The organism is Thermoanaerobacterium thermosulfurigenes (genome assembly GCF_051201035.1).
In the GTDB taxonomy this organism is placed as follows: Bacteria; Bacillota; Thermoanaerobacteria; order Thermoanaerobacterales; family Thermoanaerobacteraceae; genus Thermoanaerobacterium; species Thermoanaerobacterium thermosulfurigenes.
This window is the reverse complement of sequence record NZ_JBPODR010000010.1, coordinates 52,979-71,937: the sequence shown is the minus strand read 5'-3', so window position 1 is coordinate 71,937 and position 18,959 is coordinate 52,979. Positions and strand designations below refer to the sequence as shown.

17 protein-coding genes are annotated in these 18,959 nt (G+C 34.3%); 4 read left to right on the top strand and 13 right to left on the bottom strand.

Annotation, left to right across the window (positions count from 1 at the left end; translation table 11 throughout):
• Positions 1 to 32 precede the first annotated feature (32 nt).
• From HNR52_RS05710 to dapD, 4 genes are read left to right on the top strand one after another with little or no spacing between them, the layout of a single operon-like run.
• The gene (locus tag HNR52_RS05710; RefSeq protein WP_013788420.1) at positions 33 to 1,016 is read left to right on the top strand and encodes an aspartate-semialdehyde dehydrogenase; all 984 of its coding nucleotides are present in this window, start codon (positions 33 to 35) and stop codon (positions 1,014 to 1,016) included.
• Between the two features lie 32 nt (positions 1,017 to 1,048).
• Positions 1,049 to 1,930: a 4-hydroxy-tetrahydrodipicolinate synthase gene (dapA, locus tag HNR52_RS05705; protein WP_013788421.1), complete on the top strand. Its 882-nt coding sequence runs from the start codon at positions 1,049 to 1,051 to the stop codon at positions 1,928 to 1,930.
• A gap of 13 nt (positions 1,931 to 1,943) precedes the next feature.
• Positions 1,944 to 2,699 (top strand): 4-hydroxy-tetrahydrodipicolinate reductase, encoded by a 756-nt coding sequence (dapB, locus tag HNR52_RS05700; protein WP_013788422.1) that lies wholly within the window; start codon positions 1,944 to 1,946, stop codon positions 2,697 to 2,699.
• Positions 2,700 to 2,705: 6 nt separating this feature from the next.
• On the top strand, positions 2,706 to 3,419 hold the full coding sequence (gene dapD / locus HNR52_RS05695; RefSeq protein ID WP_013788423.1) for a 2,3,4,5-tetrahydropyridine-2,6-dicarboxylate N-acetyltransferase: 714 nt from the start codon (positions 2,706 to 2,708) through the stop codon (positions 3,417 to 3,419).
• 21 nt (positions 3,420 to 3,440) lie between these two features.
• Here dapD and HNR52_RS05690 read toward each other — a convergent pair whose 3' ends face one another.
• The 13 genes from HNR52_RS05690 to HNR52_RS05630 all read right to left on the bottom strand — a co-directional run bounded on the left by HNR52_RS05690 (position 3,441) and on the right by HNR52_RS05630 (position 18,910).
• On the bottom strand, positions 3,441 to 3,968 hold the full coding sequence (locus HNR52_RS05690) for a cob(I)yrinic acid a,c-diamide adenosyltransferase (protein WP_013788424.1): 528 nt from the start codon (positions 3,966 to 3,968) through the stop codon (positions 3,441 to 3,443).
• A gap of 30 nt (positions 3,969 to 3,998) precedes the next feature.
• Entirely contained in the window at positions 3,999 to 4,658 is a 660-nt protein-coding gene (locus tag HNR52_RS05685) for a single-stranded DNA-binding protein (RefSeq protein WP_013788425.1), read from the bottom strand.
• A 237-nt stretch (positions 4,659 to 4,895) separates the two neighbouring features.
• The gene (locus HNR52_RS05680) at positions 4,896 to 5,666 is read right to left on the bottom strand and encodes a polysaccharide deacetylase family protein (RefSeq protein ID WP_013788426.1); all 771 of its coding nucleotides are present in this window, start codon (positions 5,664 to 5,666) and stop codon (positions 4,896 to 4,898) included.
• A gap of 66 nt (positions 5,667 to 5,732) precedes the next feature.
• Positions 5,733 to 6,392 (bottom strand): beta-phosphoglucomutase, encoded by a 660-nt coding sequence (pgmB, locus tag HNR52_RS05675; RefSeq protein ID WP_013788427.1) that lies wholly within the window; start codon positions 6,390 to 6,392, stop codon positions 5,733 to 5,735.
• A complete protein-coding gene (locus HNR52_RS05670; protein ID WP_435619945.1) occupies positions 6,373 to 8,718 on the bottom strand; it encodes a glycoside hydrolase family 65 protein in 2,346 nt (781 codons plus the stop codon). The genes pgmB and HNR52_RS05670 overlap by 20 nt, the downstream gene beginning before the upstream one ends.
• A 35-nt stretch (positions 8,719 to 8,753) precedes the next feature.
• Positions 8,754 to 9,599, bottom strand: coding sequence for a carbohydrate ABC transporter permease (locus tag HNR52_RS05665; RefSeq protein ID WP_435619944.1), 846 nt, complete (start codon positions 9,597 to 9,599; stop codon positions 8,754 to 8,756).
• Positions 9,599 to 10,474, bottom strand: a complete 876-nt coding sequence (locus HNR52_RS05660; RefSeq protein ID WP_435619943.1) for a carbohydrate ABC transporter permease — start codon at positions 10,472 to 10,474, stop codon at positions 9,599 to 9,601. Before HNR52_RS05660 ends, HNR52_RS05665 begins: the two co-directional genes overlap by 1 nt.
• An 85-nt stretch (positions 10,475 to 10,559) precedes the next feature.
• Positions 10,560 to 11,852 carry an ABC transporter substrate-binding protein gene (locus tag HNR52_RS05655; RefSeq protein ID WP_013788431.1) on the bottom strand — a complete coding sequence of 431 codons (1,293 nt, stop codon included), beginning with the start codon at positions 11,850 to 11,852 and terminating at the stop codon, positions 10,560 to 10,562.
• A 392-nt stretch (positions 11,853 to 12,244) separates the two neighbouring features.
• Positions 12,245 to 13,267, bottom strand: a complete 1,023-nt coding sequence (locus tag HNR52_RS05650) for a LacI family DNA-binding transcriptional regulator (RefSeq protein ID WP_435619942.1) — start codon at positions 13,265 to 13,267, stop codon at positions 12,245 to 12,247.
• Between the two features lie 100 nt (positions 13,268 to 13,367).
• The gene (locus HNR52_RS05645; protein WP_013788433.1) at positions 13,368 to 14,177 is read right to left on the bottom strand and encodes a carbohydrate ABC transporter permease; all 810 of its coding nucleotides are present in this window, start codon (positions 14,175 to 14,177) and stop codon (positions 13,368 to 13,370) included.
• A gap of 13 nt (positions 14,178 to 14,190) precedes the next feature.
• Positions 14,191 to 15,090, bottom strand: a complete 900-nt coding sequence (locus HNR52_RS05640) for a carbohydrate ABC transporter permease (RefSeq protein WP_435619941.1) — start codon at positions 15,088 to 15,090, stop codon at positions 14,191 to 14,193.
• Positions 15,091 to 15,173: 83 nt separating this feature from the next.
• Positions 15,174 to 16,445 (bottom strand): ABC transporter substrate-binding protein, encoded by a 1,272-nt coding sequence (locus HNR52_RS05635; protein WP_435619940.1) that lies wholly within the window; start codon positions 16,443 to 16,445, stop codon positions 15,174 to 15,176.
• A gap of 140 nt (positions 16,446 to 16,585) precedes the next feature.
• Complete coding sequence (locus tag HNR52_RS05630; protein ID WP_435619939.1) at positions 16,586 to 18,910, bottom strand: kojibiose phosphorylase; 2,325 nt, start codon at positions 18,908 to 18,910, stop codon at positions 16,586 to 16,588.
• Positions 18,911 to 18,959 lie beyond the last annotated feature (49 nt).

The window sequence follows — 18,959 nt, the reverse complement described above, 5'->3', positions numbered from 1 at the left end:
TCATTGAATTTTTATTTTTAAGGAGGATAATAATGGGAGTCAATGTAGCAATCGTAGGTGCAACAGGCCTCGTAGGAAGAACGTTCATTAAAGTTTTAGAAGAGAGAAATTTCCCGGTGGACAATTTATATTTGTTTGCCTCAAAAAGAACTGCCGGCCAAAAGCTTACATTTAAAGGAAATGAATACACTGTAGAAGAATTGACAGAAAAAAGCTTTGATAGAGATATAAAGATAGCATTATTTTCAGCAGGCGCTACAGTAAGTAAAATGTACGCTCCTATAGCAGCAGAAAAAGGAGTAACAGTCGTTGACAACTCCAGCGCATGGCGAATGGATGATAATGTACCACTGGTAGTTCCTGAAGTAAATCCACAAGATATTAAATGGAATAAAGGCATAATAGCAAATCCTAATTGTTCAACGATTCAAATGGTAGTCCCGCTAAAGCCCCTTCATGACAGATACAAAATCAGGAGAATTGTCGTCTCAACATATCAAGCAGTATCTGGTGCAGGCAAAAAAGGCGTTGATGACCTTGAAAGAACATTAAATGGCGAAAAAAATCAATGTTTCCCTTACCCTATAGCAAATAACTGTATTCCTCATATAGATGTATTTTTACCTGATGGATATACAAAAGAGGAGCTTAAAATGATCAATGAGACAAAAAAGATAATGGGTGACAATTCTATAAAGGTATCACCTACGACGGTTAGAGTGCCCGTTAAGAATTCGCACAGTGAAAGCATCAATATTGAATTTGAAAAACCTTATCAAATGGAAGACTTAAAGAACATTTTAAAAAATGCCCCTGGAGTAGTTTTAATGGATGATCCAGAAAACAACATATACCCAGTTGCGACAATCGCAACAGGTCACGATGAAGTATTTGTGGGTAGATTAAGACGTGATGAAACAGTATACAGCGGATTAAATATGTGGATTGTTGCAGATAATATCAGAAAAGGCGCCGCATCTAATGCTGTGCAAATTGCTGAGCTTTTGATTAAATGATGTCTTTATGATCTGAGAAAGGATGGTTAATAATGCCAGTATTTAAGGGTTCAGGTGTTGCCCTCGTTACCCCATTCACTGAAGATGGAGTTAATTTTAATAAGTTAGAGGAACTTTTAGAATGGCATATAAAAGAAGGTACAGATGCCATAATAATATGTGGCACAACTGGTGAATCGTCAACGATGACAGATAAAGAAAGAATGGATACAATTAAATTTGCAGTTGATAAAGTAAATGGTCGCATCCCGGTCATAGCTGGGACTGGCAGCAATGATACGCGTCACAGCATTGAACTAAGTAAATATGCTTCATCTGTCGGTGCTGATGCTCTGCTTGTCATAACACCATACTACAATAAGACTACTCAAGCAGGACTTGTCAAACATTTTACGGAAATCGCCAAAAATGTCGATAAGCCAATAATAATATACAATGTTCCAAGTAGAACAGGAATGAACGTGAAACCAGAAACATACTTAGAAATATGCAAATACGTTGACAATGTTGTTGGTGTAAAAGAGGCCAGTAGCGATATAGTTCAGATAGCTGAGATAGCCAGGATAATGGGCGATAAATTTGAAATATATTCAGGAAACGATGATCAAGTCGTGCCGATACTTTCATTAGGAGGCATAGGTGTAATTTCTGTCACCGCAAATATCGTGCCTCAAAAAATACACGAAATGGTAATGCTATTTTTGAATGGAGATATAGAAGCCGCAAGAAAGTTGCAATTGGAATTAAATCCTTTAAATAGCGTCATGTTCATAGAAACTAATCCAATTCCAGTCAAGACGGCAATGAATTTAATGGGTTTCAATGTCGGACCATTGAGGCTTCCTTTAGTCGATATGTCCGAAAAGAATTTAAATGCACTGAAAACTACGTTAAAAGAATTTGGACTGATATGAGGAGGCTGTATTAATGATAAGAGTGATAATAAATGGTTGCTGTGGAAAAATGGGCAAAGTAATCGCAAGCATGGCTTCACAGAATCAAGACTTTGAAGTTGTTGCTGGAATCGATCAAAATCAGTGTCAATGCGGATTTCCCGTCTACAAAAGCCTTGATGAAGTAGATGTGGATGCCGATGTAGTGATAGATTTTTCATATCACACCGCTGTGCCGCAATTGTTAAAAGCCGCTGTAATCAAAAATTTACCTGTTGTCGTTGCAACAACAGGGCTTGATGAAGAAGAAATTAACTCTTTAAAAGAAGCATCTAACCATATTCCCGTGTTTAGGTCTGCTAACATGTCGTTAGGCATCAATGTACTTATAAGTTTAGTCAAAGAAGCTGCAAAAGTTTTAAGTGATAATTTTGACATAGAAATACTTGAAATGCACCACAATATGAAAAAAGATTCGCCAAGCGGAACAGCTTTGCTTATTGCAGATGCCATCAACAGCGTTTTAGGCGATAGAATGGAATATGTGTATGGAAGACATTCAAATGTAGATAAGCGAGATAAAAATGAAGTAGGAATCCATGCGTTAAGGGGTGGTACCGTAGTAGGCGAACATGAAGTGATTTTCGCTGGTCATGACGAAATCATTAAAATCAGCCATTCTGCAAGATCGAGAGAAATATTTGGGAATGGCGCACTTTTAGCAGCTAAGTTTTTAATAAATCAAAAACCTGGACTTTACGACATGGAATCACTTGTCAAGAAAGGATGATGACTTTTGAATTCAAAAGATGAATTGACAAATCCTTATGAAATAGCAAAATTCATAAAGGAATCTAAAAAATCAACACCAGTAAAAGCCTATATAAATGGAAACATAGATGTAGACGAAAAGATATTTAAAGTTTTTGGCACTGACAATTTTAAAATAATTTTGGGAGAATTAGAAGATGTTAAAAAACTTTTAGATGAAAACAAAGACAAGATTAAGGATTATCACCTTGAATACGATAGGCGAAATTCAGCAATACCATTACTTGATATAAAAGACTTAAATGCCCGTATCGAACCAGGCGCTATCATAAGAGATAGAGTAAAAATAGGAAAAAATGCAGTAATCATGATGGGTGCTATAATAAATATAGGTGCTGAAATTGGTGAAAATACAATGATAGACATGAATGCCGTTATCGGTGCAAGAGGAATAATCGGGAAAAATGTCCATGTTGGCGCTGGTGCAGTCATAGCAGGCGTGCTGGAGCCACCAAGCAGTATACCTGTTATAGTTGAAGATAATGTGCTTATAGGAGCTAATGCCGTCCTTCTAGAAGGTGTCAGAGTTGGTCACGATGCTGTTGTAGCAGCAGGGTCTGTCGTCACAGAAGACGTACCGCCAAACACCGTCGTAGCTGGCGTCCCTGCTAAAATTGTCAAAATCAAAGACGAAAAGACCAGAGAAAAAACTAAACTATTGGACGATTTAAGAGGTTAAAAAACCCGGCTTAGCCGGGTTTTAAAATTCTATTCCATATCTAGCAGAAATACCTTTTTCAAAAGGATGTTTAACTAACTTCATCTCTGTCACAAGATCTGCATTATCAATAAGCTCTTTAGGAGCATTTCTGCCTGTTAAAATCATCTCCATTGTATCTGGCTTTTCCTTCATGAGTTTAAGCACATCTTCCACAGAAAAAATATTGTTCTGTATTACCCCCATTATTTCATCTAATATAAGCATATCGCACTCTTCATTTTTAATGACATTTTCTATAAATTTATAAGCCTCATGCATCTCATCTCTAAGTACATTTTTTTCGTTCTCATCCATCTGAAAGAAGAATTTTTCACTTGACTGAAATCTAAAAACCTTGAAATTATCTATGTTTTTTAAAACATAAAGCTCTCCCGTATCTCTCCCTTTTAAAAATTGAACCATATATACCTTAAAGTCTCTGCCTAAAGCTCTTATGCCAAGGCCTATAGCAGCAGTCGTCTTGCCTTTCCCATCGCCTGTGTATATTTGAATCAAACCGTTTTTCAACGACAATCTCTCCTTTTGTATGTAAAATATCTATTGCTGTGTCAAAATCAAATCCTCTTTATTGACTTTTTCCATTTTTGTTATGGATACTTCATAGGCTGTTCTCGTTATAATCTCGTTATTATCTCCTTTTTTTTGATATTCTCTGCTTTGTACCCTTCCCCACAATTTTATGCGATCGCCTACTTTCAGCTTTTCGCAAAATCTGGCATTTCTTCCCCATGCGATTACTGGAATATAGTCTGACTTGCTGTATGGTCTATTGACAGCCACAAGCAAATCTGATATTTCTCTCCCAAATGGTGTTGTTCTATAAACAGGCTCTTTACATATAAATCCGTCCAAAAAAATCTCATTAGGATTTTTAGTGCTTTCATCATCACCTACGACTATAATATCCCTTGCAAAAATAGTCAATATCAGCCTATTTTTACCACCATTTGGCGATTGCCTATTGTATGATCTAAGTTGTCCTTCTATTTTCACTTTAGTGCCTGGAGTTAAATTTATGCCTTCAAATAGTCTGTTTGAAATAGTAATCGGAAGCATATCTTTTGCGTCACTTAGTCTTGGCACTTCAAGCGTAAAATTATAAAACTGCTCCCCATAAAGCTCGTGACTAAACTCCAATTCGCTTACAATTTTACCAGATACATTAACCATATTATTCCCCAATATATTACCTGCCATCTGTTTACTCTCCCTTCCATCATGTGTATCTTCTTAAAATATAGATATTAACAGAGAAGAGCATTTATGACAGGTTTATTAAAATATTTAATCGTTTTACATAAATAAACTTCATTGAACCACCCAACCTCAATACAAAGTATCGCAAAAAAATTGATATTATTTTTCTCAACATTATCAAAATAATATCATTAATTTTATTTTTTTGCAATTATTATTGCATAACTTAATAAAATTTTATTGTTTTTTATGTTGCCTGCCCTCATGATCAATATAGTAATTTTCCTTATATATTAACTGACTTATAGGAACTATTTGATATCCATTTTCTTTCAGTTTATCAATAATGTACGGTATCGCCTCAGGTGTAAATTGACCATTATTGTGAAAGAGGATGATGGAACCTTTTTTAACGTTTGGCAATACCCTATTTATTATCGCCTCGGTGTCAAGGCCTCTCCAATCAAGCGAATCTACATCCCATTGTATGGTATAATATCCTAAACTCTTTGCTGTCTCAATGACTTTATCGTTGTAGTCGCCGTATGGAGGTCTAAATAAGTAAGGCTTTTGTCCAGTGATCTTTACAAGTTTCTCCTCACAAGCTTTTATCTCATTTGTCATTTCTAAATCGCTTAACTGCGTCATGTGTGGATGTGTATTGCTGTGGTTTTCCACATCATGACCTTCTTCATAAATTTTTTTTACAAGATCAGGATATTTATCAATCCAAAGCCCAGTCAAAAAAAACGTGGCCTTTACATTTTTATCTTTTAATATCTGCAAAAGTCTTTCTGTCTTATCACTTCCCCATGATGCGTCAAACGATATAGCAACCCTTTTGTCAGGAATATCAACGCTATAAATCGGAAGCTGCATATTTATATTTAATAATGTACTTATAACAGGTGGAACACCATAATTTGTGTACAAAATAGATATAAATGCTAGTACAAAAACCGCTAACAAGTTTATGATGACGCTTTTTTTGATATAATATAGTTTCACAAAAAATAACCTCCCAACTACGAATCTATAATAAATTTATTCCTTTGGGAGGTTATTATTACTATTTTATAGCAAGTTTAATATTGGCAATGGATCGCTTAAGTCCTTTAAGACAATATCTGCCCCTTTCACTGTTTCATAATTGCCAACTCCAATAGATACCATTCCTGCCCTATTTATGGCTTCAATACCAGCTTTAGAATCCTCTATTCCTATACATAATTTAGGTTCAACGTCAATTCCAGCGGCAGCGTTTAAGAAAATTTCCGGATCTGGTTTGCCATTTTTTATTTTTTCTGCATCCACAATGTAATCAAATGTCTCAATGAGGCCAAGATTTGAAAGCACGGTTTTTGCATTTTTGCTTACAGAAGCCACAGCTATTTTTATTCCTCTATCTTTTAATTCTCTTATTAAGTCTACTACACCAGGAAGTAAATCCTTAGGTGTCATTCTATTTATCATCTCTTTGTAGTATTCATTTTTTTTATCTGCCAAATAATACTTTTCTTCTTCACTAAAAAAATTATTGCTTTTCTTTAAAATTATCTCCAACGACTCAATTCTGCTAATACCTTTCAAATTTTCATTTATTTCTCTGTCAAAATATACATTTAATTCATCAGCCAACTTTTTCCACGCCAAATAGTGGTATTCAGCAGTATCCGTAATCACACCATCTAAATCAAATATCACGCCTTTATGCTTAACACTTTTGTCTATCAACTTTTTTCACCTCTTTTTCAACTTTGTCGCCTTTCAAAAGCGTTATTTCTTCATCGTAAATGTGAATTTTCAGCATCTCACCTTTAATCAATGAAAATGACGCTTTTTCTTGGGTAATGCTTACATGCATTTTACAATTTTTATATCTAATGTTGTACGATAATGACTTCCAGCTTTTGGGTATATTAGGCATAAAATGAAGTCCATCAGGATATGTCATCATTCCACCAAATCCACTTATGATTGCGCTCCAAGCACCAGCCATGCAAGCAGTGTGTATCCCATCTTTCACATTCCCGTTGTAATCATCAAGATCCATTCTTGCCGTCATCATAAAATATTCGTAGGCTTTATCATAATATCCGATCTCATTTGCAAGAATGCTGAATATGGCTGGTGAAAGCGATGAATCATGAGTCGTTATTGGCTCATAGTAATCGTAATTTCTTTTAATTTCATCAATGCTAAATAATTCTCTTCTTAGGTACATAAGCAATAGTACATCAGGTTGTTTACATATCTGATATCTGTATATATTTAGATAATGTCTGTGAAGTAACAAGGGTTTTTCGCTTTCTAAATCCTTTGCATTTAATCTCTCTTTATAAAGAAAGCTATCATCTTGTGGAATAATTCCAAAATCACCCGAATAAGGTAAATACATGTTCTGTGCTGCGTCATTCCATTCATTTAGTTCTTCATCAGTAAGTCCAATCTTTTTTTTGATGTTATCATAATATTCCGGAGCTTTTTTAGCCATCTCCTTGGCAACAAAGTATGCATACTCTAAGTTCATTTGTGCCATATAGTTTGTATACGCATTGTTGTCAACCAATGCCGTATATTCATCAGGTCCTGTTACGCAATTCAAACAAAACTTATTATTTTTCAAAGGAATATATGCACCTATGCTTATCCAAAGCCTTGCAGTTTCAAAAATAATTTCTGCACCGTACTTGTACAAAAATTCGTAATCTAAAGTTGCATCAACGTATTTTTTTATAGCCAAAACTATATCAGAGTTTATGTGATATTGAGCAGTTCCAGCGGGAAAATAAGATGAACATTCCGGTCCATCTATCGTCCTCCAGGGATAAAGGGCACCTTTATATCCCAATTCCTTCGCCCTTTTTCTGGCCGCATCTAATAAATTGTATCGAAACATTACAAAGTTTTTAGCGATGTCTGGTTTTGTGTAGAGAAAAAATGGCATGATATAGACATCAGAGTCCCAAAAATAGTGTCCTTCATATCCTTCACCTGTAAGACCTTTTGCACATATATTCGCAATATCATTTTTTGATACAGACTGAAGCAATTGAAATTCGTTGTACCTTATGCCTTGTTGCATAGAAATATCGCCGTCTATTTCCACATCTGCATCTGCCCAAAATTCTTTTAAATAATCAAACTGCTCCTTAAAGATGATATTTACTCCATCCGATTTAGCACTTATGACCTCATGGACCGAACTATCAACAAGCTTATCTTCTAAACATTCTCTTGATGTGTAGTACGAAACAAACTTATCAAGCTGAAAAATTTTATCTTTTTCAGCATCAATAGAGAATTCAAAACCTATTTTATCATCCGATTTGTAATTTTTAAGTTCATAATGGCAATCAGTTTTTACATCATGGTTTACAGAACAAATGTATTTTAGCTTACTTCTTTTTGTAGCTTGCATTAGCCATCCCATATATCCGTCAATATGACTGTCAATGGTATTTACGACTTTCCCTCTCATGTTGTTTCCTACTCGCATGTCATCTGTCTCATTCCCGTAATATATATTTCCATCAACTTCGGAAATCAATTTTATCTTCCCACTAAAGTTTAACGGTCTAAATCTAAAAACTATAACACCTAAATGTTGCCTTTTAAAAGAAATTAATCTTTTTACAGTTATCTCCAGCTTTTTCCCTTTTTCAGTCTCCCAAACAACCTTTCTTTCTGTGAAACCCTCCTTCATATCAAGTATTCTTTCGTATTCAATTAGGTTGCCTTTTAACAAGTCAAATGGCTCATCATCTACAAACAATTTTACAATTTTGCTATCAGCAACATTTACCATTGCTTCGCCGTAACTTGGAAAACCATATCCACCCTCTGCGTAATTTATATCGTAGATTTCATAAAATCCGTTAATATATGTTGCGTTAAACGATGTGCCATTAGGGCCTGAGTAACCTTCTTCAAATGTACCCCTCACACCAAAATAACCGTTTCCTAAAGAAAAAATAGTTTCATTTCGATAATTTGTTTCTATGTCGAATTTGCTTTCTCTTATTTTCCATGCATCATAAGGATATATTGATTTTTTCATCTGAACCTCCACGCTTTCTAAATAAAGTCGACAACTTATTTTATTGCTCCAGCCATTACACCTTTAATAATGTATTTCTGTGAGAACAGATAAAATATAATTACCGGTATTATCGTCAGCACTAAACCTGCTAATGCCAAATTCCACTCTATGGTAAACTCTCCAAAAAAGAAAAACGTCGACAGCGGAATAGTCCTAAGGTTAGGACTGCGTAAAACCAATGACGGAAGCAAATAATCGTTCCAAAGTGATATAACATTTAATATAGCTACAGTAACAATAATAGGCTCAAGATTGGGAAAAACTATTCTCCAAAACAATTGAAATTTATTGCATCCATCAATTGTTGCAGCTTCCTCCATTTCAAGCGGAACATTTTTAATGAATCCATGAAACAAAAATGTAGACATACCTATGCCAAAGCCTATATTCATAAAAATAAGCCCATATCTCGTATCAATCAGCGAAAAATTCGTCCCCGGAATCTGCCATTTACTTAAATACTGCACTAATGGTATCATGACAGATTGAAATGGTATCAACATTGTCGCAACCAATGTATAAAATATAATATTGGAAATAGTCGTTTTATTTCTTTCAAGAACCCATGCCGCCATTGACGACAATACAATTATAAACACAACACTCGTAACTGTAATAAACAGAGAATTACCTAAAGCAGTCAAAAAGTCCATCTTTTGTATTGCTTGAACATAATATGTGAAATTTAAAGCCTTAGGTAGACTTAATTCACTTGTAAATATTTCTTTTCTATCTTTAAAAGAATTAATAATCATAATATAAACAGGAAATATAACAAATAGTGTCAATACCCAACCGAATATTTCTAAAATAGTCATATTCTTTTTGGTTTTTTCCATTACATCTCAACCTCTCTTTTCTTTGTTAAATACACCTGTACGAGTGTAATAGCCATGATTACGACAAAAAATACAACAGCTTTTGATTGAGCTATGGCATATTGATTGTGCTTATACGCTGTCTGCACAATATTCATCGTCAATAATTCTGTCGTACCATAAGGTCCTCCATTTGTAAGAGATAAATTTGTGTCATATTGCTTAAATGAATTTGACAAAGTTATAAAAAGGCTTATGGTAAAAGAAGGAACAGTAAGTGGTAGTATAATGTTAAATAGCCTTCTCACAGGTCCTGCACCATCGATAAGAGATGCTTCGATTATGTCTGGATTAATGCTTTCCAACCCGGCAATATATATGATCATTACGTATCCTGACATTTGCCATGCTGATACAATTACAATGCTCCAAAAAGCCATATTAGGATCATTTATCCAATTAAAGAATATATTTGAGGCGTGTAACACAGTTCCCAACTGAACAAATAGTTTTGTAAATATGAATTGCCATATAAATCCTAATATCAAGCCACCTATTAAATTGGGCATAAAGAAAATCGATCTTAAAATATTTCTAGTCTTCATTTTTCTGGTCACAAGAAGCGCTAAAGAGAAACCAATTATATTTGAAACTATCACCATAATAATCGCATATTTAAAAGTCAATAAAAATGCGCTTAAAAAATTCTGATCTTTAAACACCTTTAAATAGTTGCTAAATGCCACAAATTTTGAACCAAAAAATGTAAACCCATCCCAATCTGTAAAAGAATAAATTATGCCTAATATGAAAGGAATTATTACTACATTTATAAAGATAAATAGTGATGGTATTAAAAATAGCCAAAACGTCACTGTATTGCTATTTTTTTTCATATTTTCACTCCTATCGTATACACATTGATTTAAATTAGGACATACTTCTTGACCATGTGCAAAAGAAGTATGTCCTATAAGCTAATTACTTGCCAGCATCTTGAACCCAAACATTTGTCAATTCTGATAAGAATTGATCGTCATTTTTTATAAGTCCAGCATAATACTTTTGAATGACATTAGAACCATCAACATCTATTCCGTTAGGGAAATAATTGTTGTACACCCATGGAATAATTTGGCCTTTGTCAACATACTGAGCAACTTCCGCTGCCAGTGGAGCCTTTGGAGCCTTTACTCCTTTATATGCTGGAATAAACTTCAAAGTATCTGCAGAATATTCTTGTCCTTTATCGCTTGTAATCAACCAATCCAAAAATTCAATTGCAGCTTTTTGTTGTTCTGGTGTTGCATATTTATTTACACGCCATGCAGTAGCAGTACCAACAGCTAATTTTGTATTTCCACCTGTCGGGAATGGAATAATTCCATATTCAAAATTTGGTTTATCTTGATCCAAAACTGATTGTACCCAATCTCCTTGGTGTATCATAGCATATTTACCGCTTGCAAATCCTGCCACTTGATCATCGTATGAATCAAGCGCCTTATTCGTATATGGTTTTATTTTATCCATATCTTTTATCCATTGTACTACACTCGGTATGTCTTTCATAGTTATTTGTCCTTTGTCAAGTTTCTCTATATCTGTCTTGTAATTTGGATCAACTGCAAAAGCCCAGTTAAAAGGATGTATAAATGAGAAGTACGTCTCTTTTGCAAAAGCAATAGGTTTTACAACACCATTTAATTTTGACAATTTTTCACACGCATTTACTAATGCATCGATGCTTGTTATTGATGCAGGATCTATGTTTGCTTCTTTAAATAAATTTTTATTGTAAATCAAACCATATCCTTCAACCGCTGAAGGAAGACCATATAACTTACCATCAACAGTAACATCATCTTTTACTCCATCTGCCAGCATTTCAGCAGCTTTTGAATCTTTTATTTCAGCCATATACGGTTGAAATTTAGGAGTATCTGGTCCAGCAATAGTAAATATCGTAGGTGCTTTTTCTGGTGACGCAGAAAACTGCGATTGTAATACAGTAGCAAAATTATCTCCTGAAGTACCTAAAAGTTTTACTTCTACTTTATCTTGTGATTTATTATAATCATCAATTATAGTTTGAAGATCAGACTGTATTTCGGTTTTGCTTTGCATCACCGTTATGGTTATTTTGCTATTTTGACTAGAAGGTGTTCCATTTTGACTTGTTTTGCTATTATTTCCGTTATTGCTTGATGAACATCCTGTCACTAAAGCAATTATTAAGATCGTCGAAATTAATAAACTCAATATTTTTTTCATACAAACGCTCCTCCTATTTTTTTATTTTATGATGATTAAAAAATTGCAATTGAAGTTTTTTGTCTAGCACCCCCTTTTAGTTTTTCCTAGATAAGTACCTTTCACTTACCGTACATAAACCAAAAATTCAACTTAAATTCAGCAAGGATTGACACTCCAAATATCCTTTCAAAAAATGCATTTAATGATCTTATCTATTTGCTTGATTACTTGCCAAATTTAAGCTTAATAAAGTATAACTGTAACCGCTTACAGTTTCTCGACAAATAAAAGCTACAGTTTTTTATATCATCCAATCCAAAATAGACTGTCAATAAATACAGTCTGTAACCGCTTACAGCTATATTGTAACACCTTTTTAAAAAATAATCAATAGCTTTTCAATTATTTTTTTAATTTTTTTGTGCATCTCTTTTAATGCATGACTGGCGAATAATCAATCTGTGCTTTAAAATAACTCTCTTCTCAGATATCTTTTTATTATCGATTATCTTTATCAGCATGCGAGCTGCAACAGCACCAATATCGTACATGGGCTGCGCAACAGTAGTTAAAGCTGGCCTCGTTACCTCTGCTAAATCGAGATTATCAAATCCTATTATAGAAACATCTTCTGGACATTTTAAACCAGCGTCAAAAACAGCATTAATAGCCCCCATAGCCATTACATCACTGAAAGCAAAGATAGCATCTGGTTTAACATTGCCATTTAGCATTTCTTTTGCAGCTATATAACCGCCTTTTGCCTTAAAATTGCTTTCTTTTATTAATTCATCATATACTTTAAGACCAGCTTCTTTCATAGCATCGAGAAATCCGTAAAACCTATCAACACTATCAACAGTTTCCTTCATGCCATTCAAGTCACCATGAATAACACCTATTTTTTCATGACCTTGCGATATTAAGTACTTTGTAGCATCATAAGCAGCTTTCTTATTGTCTATTACTACATACGGCACATCATAACTTGTGGCTCTTCCAGCCAGTACTAATGGTATTTTTCTATCTTTGAAAATCTCATATATTTCATCTGAAAAATAATCACTGTGGAATATTATGCCATCCACCCATCTGCTTTTCAACATGTCGATGTACTGTATTTCTTTGTCTCGCGAGTTATCGGCGTTGCAAAGAATGATATTGTACTTATAAATATTGCATACATCTTCTATTCCGCGAACAACTTCACTATAATACGGGTTAGATATGTCAGGAACTATTAATCCTATAGTGTTTGTCTTCTTCATTGCCAAACTACGAGCCAATATGCTTGGCTCATAGCCAAGCTCTTTTGCTGCTTTTAATACACTTTCCCTTGCCTTTTCACTTACATACGGGCTATTATTAAAAACCCTTGAAACAGTCGCTGTTGAAACATTTGCCAGTTTTGCTACATCATCTATATTTGCCATACAGACCACACATTCCCTTCGCAATTAACTTAAGTCATAATGTGTTAAAATAGTAACCGCTTACAATTATACCACATTAATTTTAAAACAGCAACACAAATCATTTAAGACCTGTTGTAGAAATCCCTTTGACAAATTGTTTTTGGAATACAAGAAATATAAGTATCATCGGCAACGTCAAAAGTATAGCGCCTGCCATAACTTGATTCCAAAATTGATAATACTGTCCGTAAAATGAATTTAATCCAACCGGCAGTGTGTACATATTATCGCTGGACGTCAAAAGGCTGGGCCACAAAAAGCTATTCCAATTGCCTGTAAACATGAATATAAACTGTGTTGTAAGAGCAGGCTTTGACAATGGCAAAACTATTTGTAGAAAAATCCTAAATCTGGACAACCCGTCTATCGTTGCAGCTTCTTCCATCTCTTTCGGAATAGATAAAAAGAACTGCCTCATTAAAAATATGCCAAAACTACTGGTTAAAAACGGTATTGTAAGCCCCCAATAAGTATTCACCCATCCTAATTTGCTTAATAAAATATACGTCGGCACCATTACAACCTGTCCAGGCACCATCATAAGCGCCAACACAATAATGAATAGGAAATTACGTCCTGCAAAATTAATTCTGGCAAGAGCGTATCCAGCCATTGAATTAAACAATAAATTTCCAAATGTAACTGCGATAGCAACAATCAAACTATTAAAGAACCACCTCAGAAATGGAAACTGACTTACAATCATGTTATAATTGCCAAACGTTAAATTCTTTAAATTGACTCTTAAACTATCTATTTCACTTGTAGGTTTAAGCGAAGTTATTATAGACCAAATAAATGGTCCTAGCGTTATTGCAGCATAGACTATGGCTACCGAATAAAGAAAAAATCTGAATATTTTAGACATGATATATTACCTCCTAATACATTTCATCTCTAAATAATAATCTTTGCAATAATGTCAAAAGCAAAATAATTAGAAATAATACAAAAGCCATAGCTGATGCATATCCCATGTTAAAATCTTTAAATCCTGTTTTATATATGTCAAGAACCACCGTCATCGTCGCGTCAAGTGGCCCTCCGCTTCCTCCTGACACAACGTACGCCTGATCAAAGATTTGAAAAGTACCTATCAATGAGACTACAAGGTTAAAGAACACAACGTGTCTCAACAATGGAAAAGTAATTTTTATAAATCTTTGAAATTTATTTGCACCATCCACTTCTGCTGCCTCATACAATTCCATGGGGATGTCCTGAAGTCCTGCCAAGAATATTACCATATAATTTCCAACCGACGACCAAATAGCCATCATCATGATTGACGGCAAAGCAAAGTTGACATTGTTAAACCATGCTTGACCATGTATACCGACTTTTGACAAAATTGTGTTGACTAAGCCATCTGCTTTAAATAAATACAAAAAAATGACTGACACCGCAACTGTCGATGTTACAGTAGGTATATAGTACGCAACCCTAAAAAAAGTTTTCCCTTTAATGTCTGAATCAACGACTAATGCAAGGATTAATGCTATAAATAATTGCGTAGGTACCACAAACAATGAATATATCGTTGTGTTAAGCAATGCTCTTTTAAATGTTTGATCATTTAACAATTCTATATAATTTTTAAACCCTACCCAGTGGCTTGATGAAGGATTTAAGTATGAAAAATCTTTAAAGCTTATTATAAATGCATAAATTAATGGTCCAATAATAAATACAGAAATAGAAATGACAAAAGGCATCATAAAAGCGTATCCCGAAATAGTTTCATTTATATATTTTTTCTTTGAAATTGAATGAGCTTTCATAATGAGACTCTTCCTTTCAATCCATTAATAGCAACACCAAACAGCAAAATCTTTATGCAGCACCTTAAAGGTGCTGCATAGCATCATTGTCCAAGTTGCTTCTGTGCATTATCAAGTGCTTCTTGAGCATTATTTGTCTGCTTCATTATAAGCGAATCTGAAGCTTTATTTGCTGCATCAGATACTTTTGTTCCAAGAAGGCCAAACTGCCATGGGTAAGAATAAGCTGCACCATCGATAAATGCCACTCTATCTGGATATTTTGCCCTAAATCCTTCTTCCATAGACTTCCTTGATGGAAGGGCAAGACCTGAATCAACAACAAATTGTTGCCCTTCTTTTCCCGTTAAAAACTCTAATAATTTAAATGCTTCATCTTTATTCTTGCTGTTTTTATTCATTACATAAGCAACAGTAAAAGCTAATGTTGCTTTTTGTTTGCCTTCCGGAAGTTCTGCTATTCCATAATTGAGGTTTGGATCTTTGTCTTTTAAGAATGGTATCATCCATCCTCCTTCTATCGCCATTGCAGCTTTCTTAGCAGCAAATACATCGCCATTCCATCCTCCACCTAAATTTTGTGGCGTATCCGCTACTTTATCTTTAGTAATAAGCCCTGTGTAAAAGTCAAGTGCCTGAGCGTTCTCTGGGAGATTTAAAGTTACCTTTCCATCTTTATATACTGAGCCACCATTTTGAATCATAAAAGCTTCGAACCTTGCAAGATCTGACGACAAAACCAAGCCTTTTACCCCATTCTTTGTCAATTTTTGAGCATCTTCTTTTAATTCATCCCATGTCTTTGGAGGCTCACTAATACCTGCAGCATTAAACATGTCTTTATTATAGAATAGCGCTAATGTGTTATAATCCTTTGGAAGACCGTATGTTTTTCCTTCCCACTGAAATGCCGAAAGCAACGATGGTTCGAAATCATTTACATCCACATTGTATTTCTTAATATAATCATCTAATGGTTCTAAAACACCTGATGACATAAGCTGTGGTGCAGGCATGCTATCAAGATAGAAAATGTCCGGTGCTACATTTGCAGCAATTTCTGTTTGTAATTTTTGCATGTAATCGCCTACTATTGTTTCAATTTGTACATTAATATTGGGATATTTTTGCTTAAACGCAGCCAACTGATCATTTACAATTTTCGTTTCAGCAGGTGAAGAAGACCACATGCCAAGTTTTAAAGTTACAGGTTTTGCAGTGTCTTGTTTTTGAACAGAACTAGTTTTATTATTGTTGTTATTGGAAGTAGTGTTTTGCTTTGTTGAGCATCCGGAAAGCAATGTGGCTATCAAAAGTATTGTAACGACAAAAATGCTTATAAATTTTTTACCCATTTTATTTTCTCCTCTCTTGATAAATTATGATTTTAAGCAAACTAAATATTCACCAATTTAAAGTAATCCTGAATCCCCCCTTATTCTATTATTTATCTTTATAGGCAAAACAGCAATTTCTGTTTATGCCTATGATAAATCTAATTAACTTCAACATCTTTCCCTCTTATTTTTACTTTTATCTTTCTTCCGTTGCCTTCGAGAAGTTTTACGTCAACATTATCTTTATAAATATTGATTTGAAGCAGATTGCCTTTCCAATAGACTTGATATGATAATTTATTCCATTTTTCCGGCAACCATGGATTGATATTCAAAACGCCTTCTTTGTCAATGTACAAACCGCCAAATCCAAATACAGCAACCTGCCATGTACCTCCAGCAGAAGCAGCATGGAGACCCTCTTTCGTGTTGCCTTGATTATCTACAAGGTCAACATTGGCACTTCTTAAAAATGAATAATATGCATTTTTATAATCGCCAACTTTCAACCCCATAATAGAATACATGCTGGGGCCTAACGAAGATTTATGCATCGTCCTCTTTTGATAGTATTCATAGTTTATCTTTTTCGTCTCATAGTCAAATTCTTCACCTAATAGTAACATGAGCATCACTACATCAGCCTGTTTTACAAGTTGCGTATCATTTAATTTTGTAACATCTACACCATCAGGCCATAACGGCATATTATTTTCATCAAACTTATCTATTACGTAATCTTTTCTTTTGAAATAACCTTCAAATTGCTCTAAGATCTTTCTTTCTTTATCAAACGGTATATAAATCTTAGTAATAATATTTTTCCAACTTTTTAGTTCATCTTCTGTCAGACAAATCTTAGACGACAACACTTCGTATGTTGATGGATAGTCTTTTTTCAAAATCTCAATAAATTCAATTGCTTTTTGAATGTTCCACCGCGCCAGAAAATTAGTATATGAATTATTATTTACGTGTTCGTGAAATTCATCAGGGCCAATCACATCATTTATTTCATACCTATCTAACGAATCGTTGTATTCGCATCTTGATGCCCAAAATCTGGCAGTTTCTAATATCATTTCGATGCCGCATTTAAGCATAAAATCTATGTCATCTGTAGCTCTGTAGTACTCAAAAACAGCGAAAGCAATATCAGCAGTTATATGGTACTCTATATCTCCAGTCCATATCCTCACGGGATTACCTTTATAATCAACACCCCATTTTGGTGTCTCCTCATTCCCTGTGTCAGCAGATTCCCATGGGTATTGAGCGCCTTTATATCCATTTCGTATGGCATTTTGTCTTGCCGCATCTAAAAGATTGTATCTATACATAAGAAGTGTTTTAGCAGCATTTGGATACACATATATAAAAAATGGAAGCATAAATATTTCTGTATCCCAAAAAACATGTCCTTTGTATCCTTCGCCATGGAGAGCTTTTGCTGCAATGCTTACCCTAGAATCACTTTCGCTAACGGAGCTCATCAAATGAAATACATTAAACCTCAAAGCTTTATCTGCCTCATCATCACAATCTATCTTAATATCCGCAACCTTCCAAAGTTTTTCATATATTTCAATGTGCTTTAAAAGTTCTTTATCTATACCCTCTGAGGCAAAATTGTAAACATCTTTCTCAACTTCACTTTTAATCTTTTCTTTAGATATATCCCTCGATGTGTAAGTTGAAACAAATTTGTCTACTTCAACAGTTTTCTTTTCAATTGCTTCAAATTCATAGTATTCTGAACATATTTCACCTAACGGAGCAAATCTTTTATGCTTCACTATATTATCTCCATCATCGCTGCGATAAATTTTTACATAGAAGCCTGTTCCAATTCTTGCATCATCATCTCTTGTGGCTGTTTCAAGATAACAACCACCATTGACAAATTCAGTATTTTCAACAACACGTAAATGTTTTGTTTTATGTGCTGGATCTTCTTTCGAATTTAACACAGATCCATCGATTATGCTTTCTACAGCAATGGTACCACTATAATTCACAGGTGTTATAAATAGCTTTATAGCAGCACGATGAACGTTATGTTTGCTTAAAAATCTGTACCCTTCTATACGGGTAATCATTCCGGAATCATCTTTTATTGTAATGCCTCTAAACAAGATTCCATGCTTCATATCTAAAATTCTGATAAAATCTAAAATTTCACATTTATCAAGATTCAAATTTTTGCCATTAATGTATATCTTTATGCCAACCCAATTTTGTACATTGACCAATTCCCTTACTTGAGCTTCTGACTTATCAAAAATTCCAGCAATAAAGTTACCTGGGCACTCATCATCAGCGCCTTCTTCAAAACTTCCTCTTACTCCCATATATCCATTTGCAAGAGTAAAATTTGTTTCATACCTTTGATTTAATTTTTTGTCATATCTGTCCTGCAAAATAAGCCATTTATCATCGCTTAACAATTTATTTATATCGTCAATAAATGTATATTTAGCCACATGTATACCTCCTGCCAAATAAATGCATCCGAAACGTTTTGGAAATATT

Excerpts from the sequence above, each read along its gene's own strand:
- HNR52_RS05640 (WP_435619941.1), bottom strand. The coding sequence starts at position 15,090 with ATGAAAGCTCATTCAATTTCAAAGAAAAAATATATAAATGAAACTATT.
- HNR52_RS05635 (WP_435619940.1), bottom strand. The coding sequence starts at position 16,445 with ATGGGTAAAAAATTTATAAGCATTTTTGTCGTTACAATACTTTTGATA.
- HNR52_RS05685 (WP_013788425.1), bottom strand. The coding sequence starts at position 4,658 with ATGGCAGGTAATATATTGGGGAATAATATGGTTAATGTATCTGGTAAA.
- HNR52_RS05660 (WP_435619943.1), bottom strand. The coding sequence starts at position 10,474 with ATGAAAAAAAATAGCAATACAGTGACGTTTTGGCTATTTTTAATACCA.
- dapB (WP_013788422.1), top strand. The coding sequence starts at position 1,944 with ATGATAAGAGTGATAATAAATGGTTGCTGTGGAAAAATGGGCAAAGTA.
- HNR52_RS05670 (WP_435619945.1), bottom strand. The coding sequence starts at position 8,718 with ATGAAAAAATCAATATATCCTTATGATGCATGGAAAATAAGAGAAAGC.
- HNR52_RS05665 (WP_435619944.1), bottom strand. The coding sequence starts at position 9,599 with ATGGAAAAAACCAAAAAGAATATGACTATTTTAGAAATATTCGGTTGG.
- HNR52_RS05650 (WP_435619942.1), bottom strand. The coding sequence starts at position 13,267 with ATGGCAAATATAGATGATGTAGCAAAACTGGCAAATGTTTCAACAGCG.
- HNR52_RS05645 (WP_013788433.1), bottom strand. The coding sequence starts at position 14,177 with ATGTCTAAAATATTCAGATTTTTTCTTTATTCGGTAGCCATAGTCTAT.
- dapA (WP_013788421.1), top strand. The coding sequence starts at position 1,049 with ATGCCAGTATTTAAGGGTTCAGGTGTTGCCCTCGTTACCCCATTCACT.
- HNR52_RS05655 (WP_013788431.1), bottom strand. The coding sequence starts at position 11,852 with ATGAAAAAAATATTGAGTTTATTAATTTCGACGATCTTAATAATTGCT.
- HNR52_RS05710 (WP_013788420.1), top strand. The coding sequence starts at position 33 with ATGGGAGTCAATGTAGCAATCGTAGGTGCAACAGGCCTCGTAGGAAGA.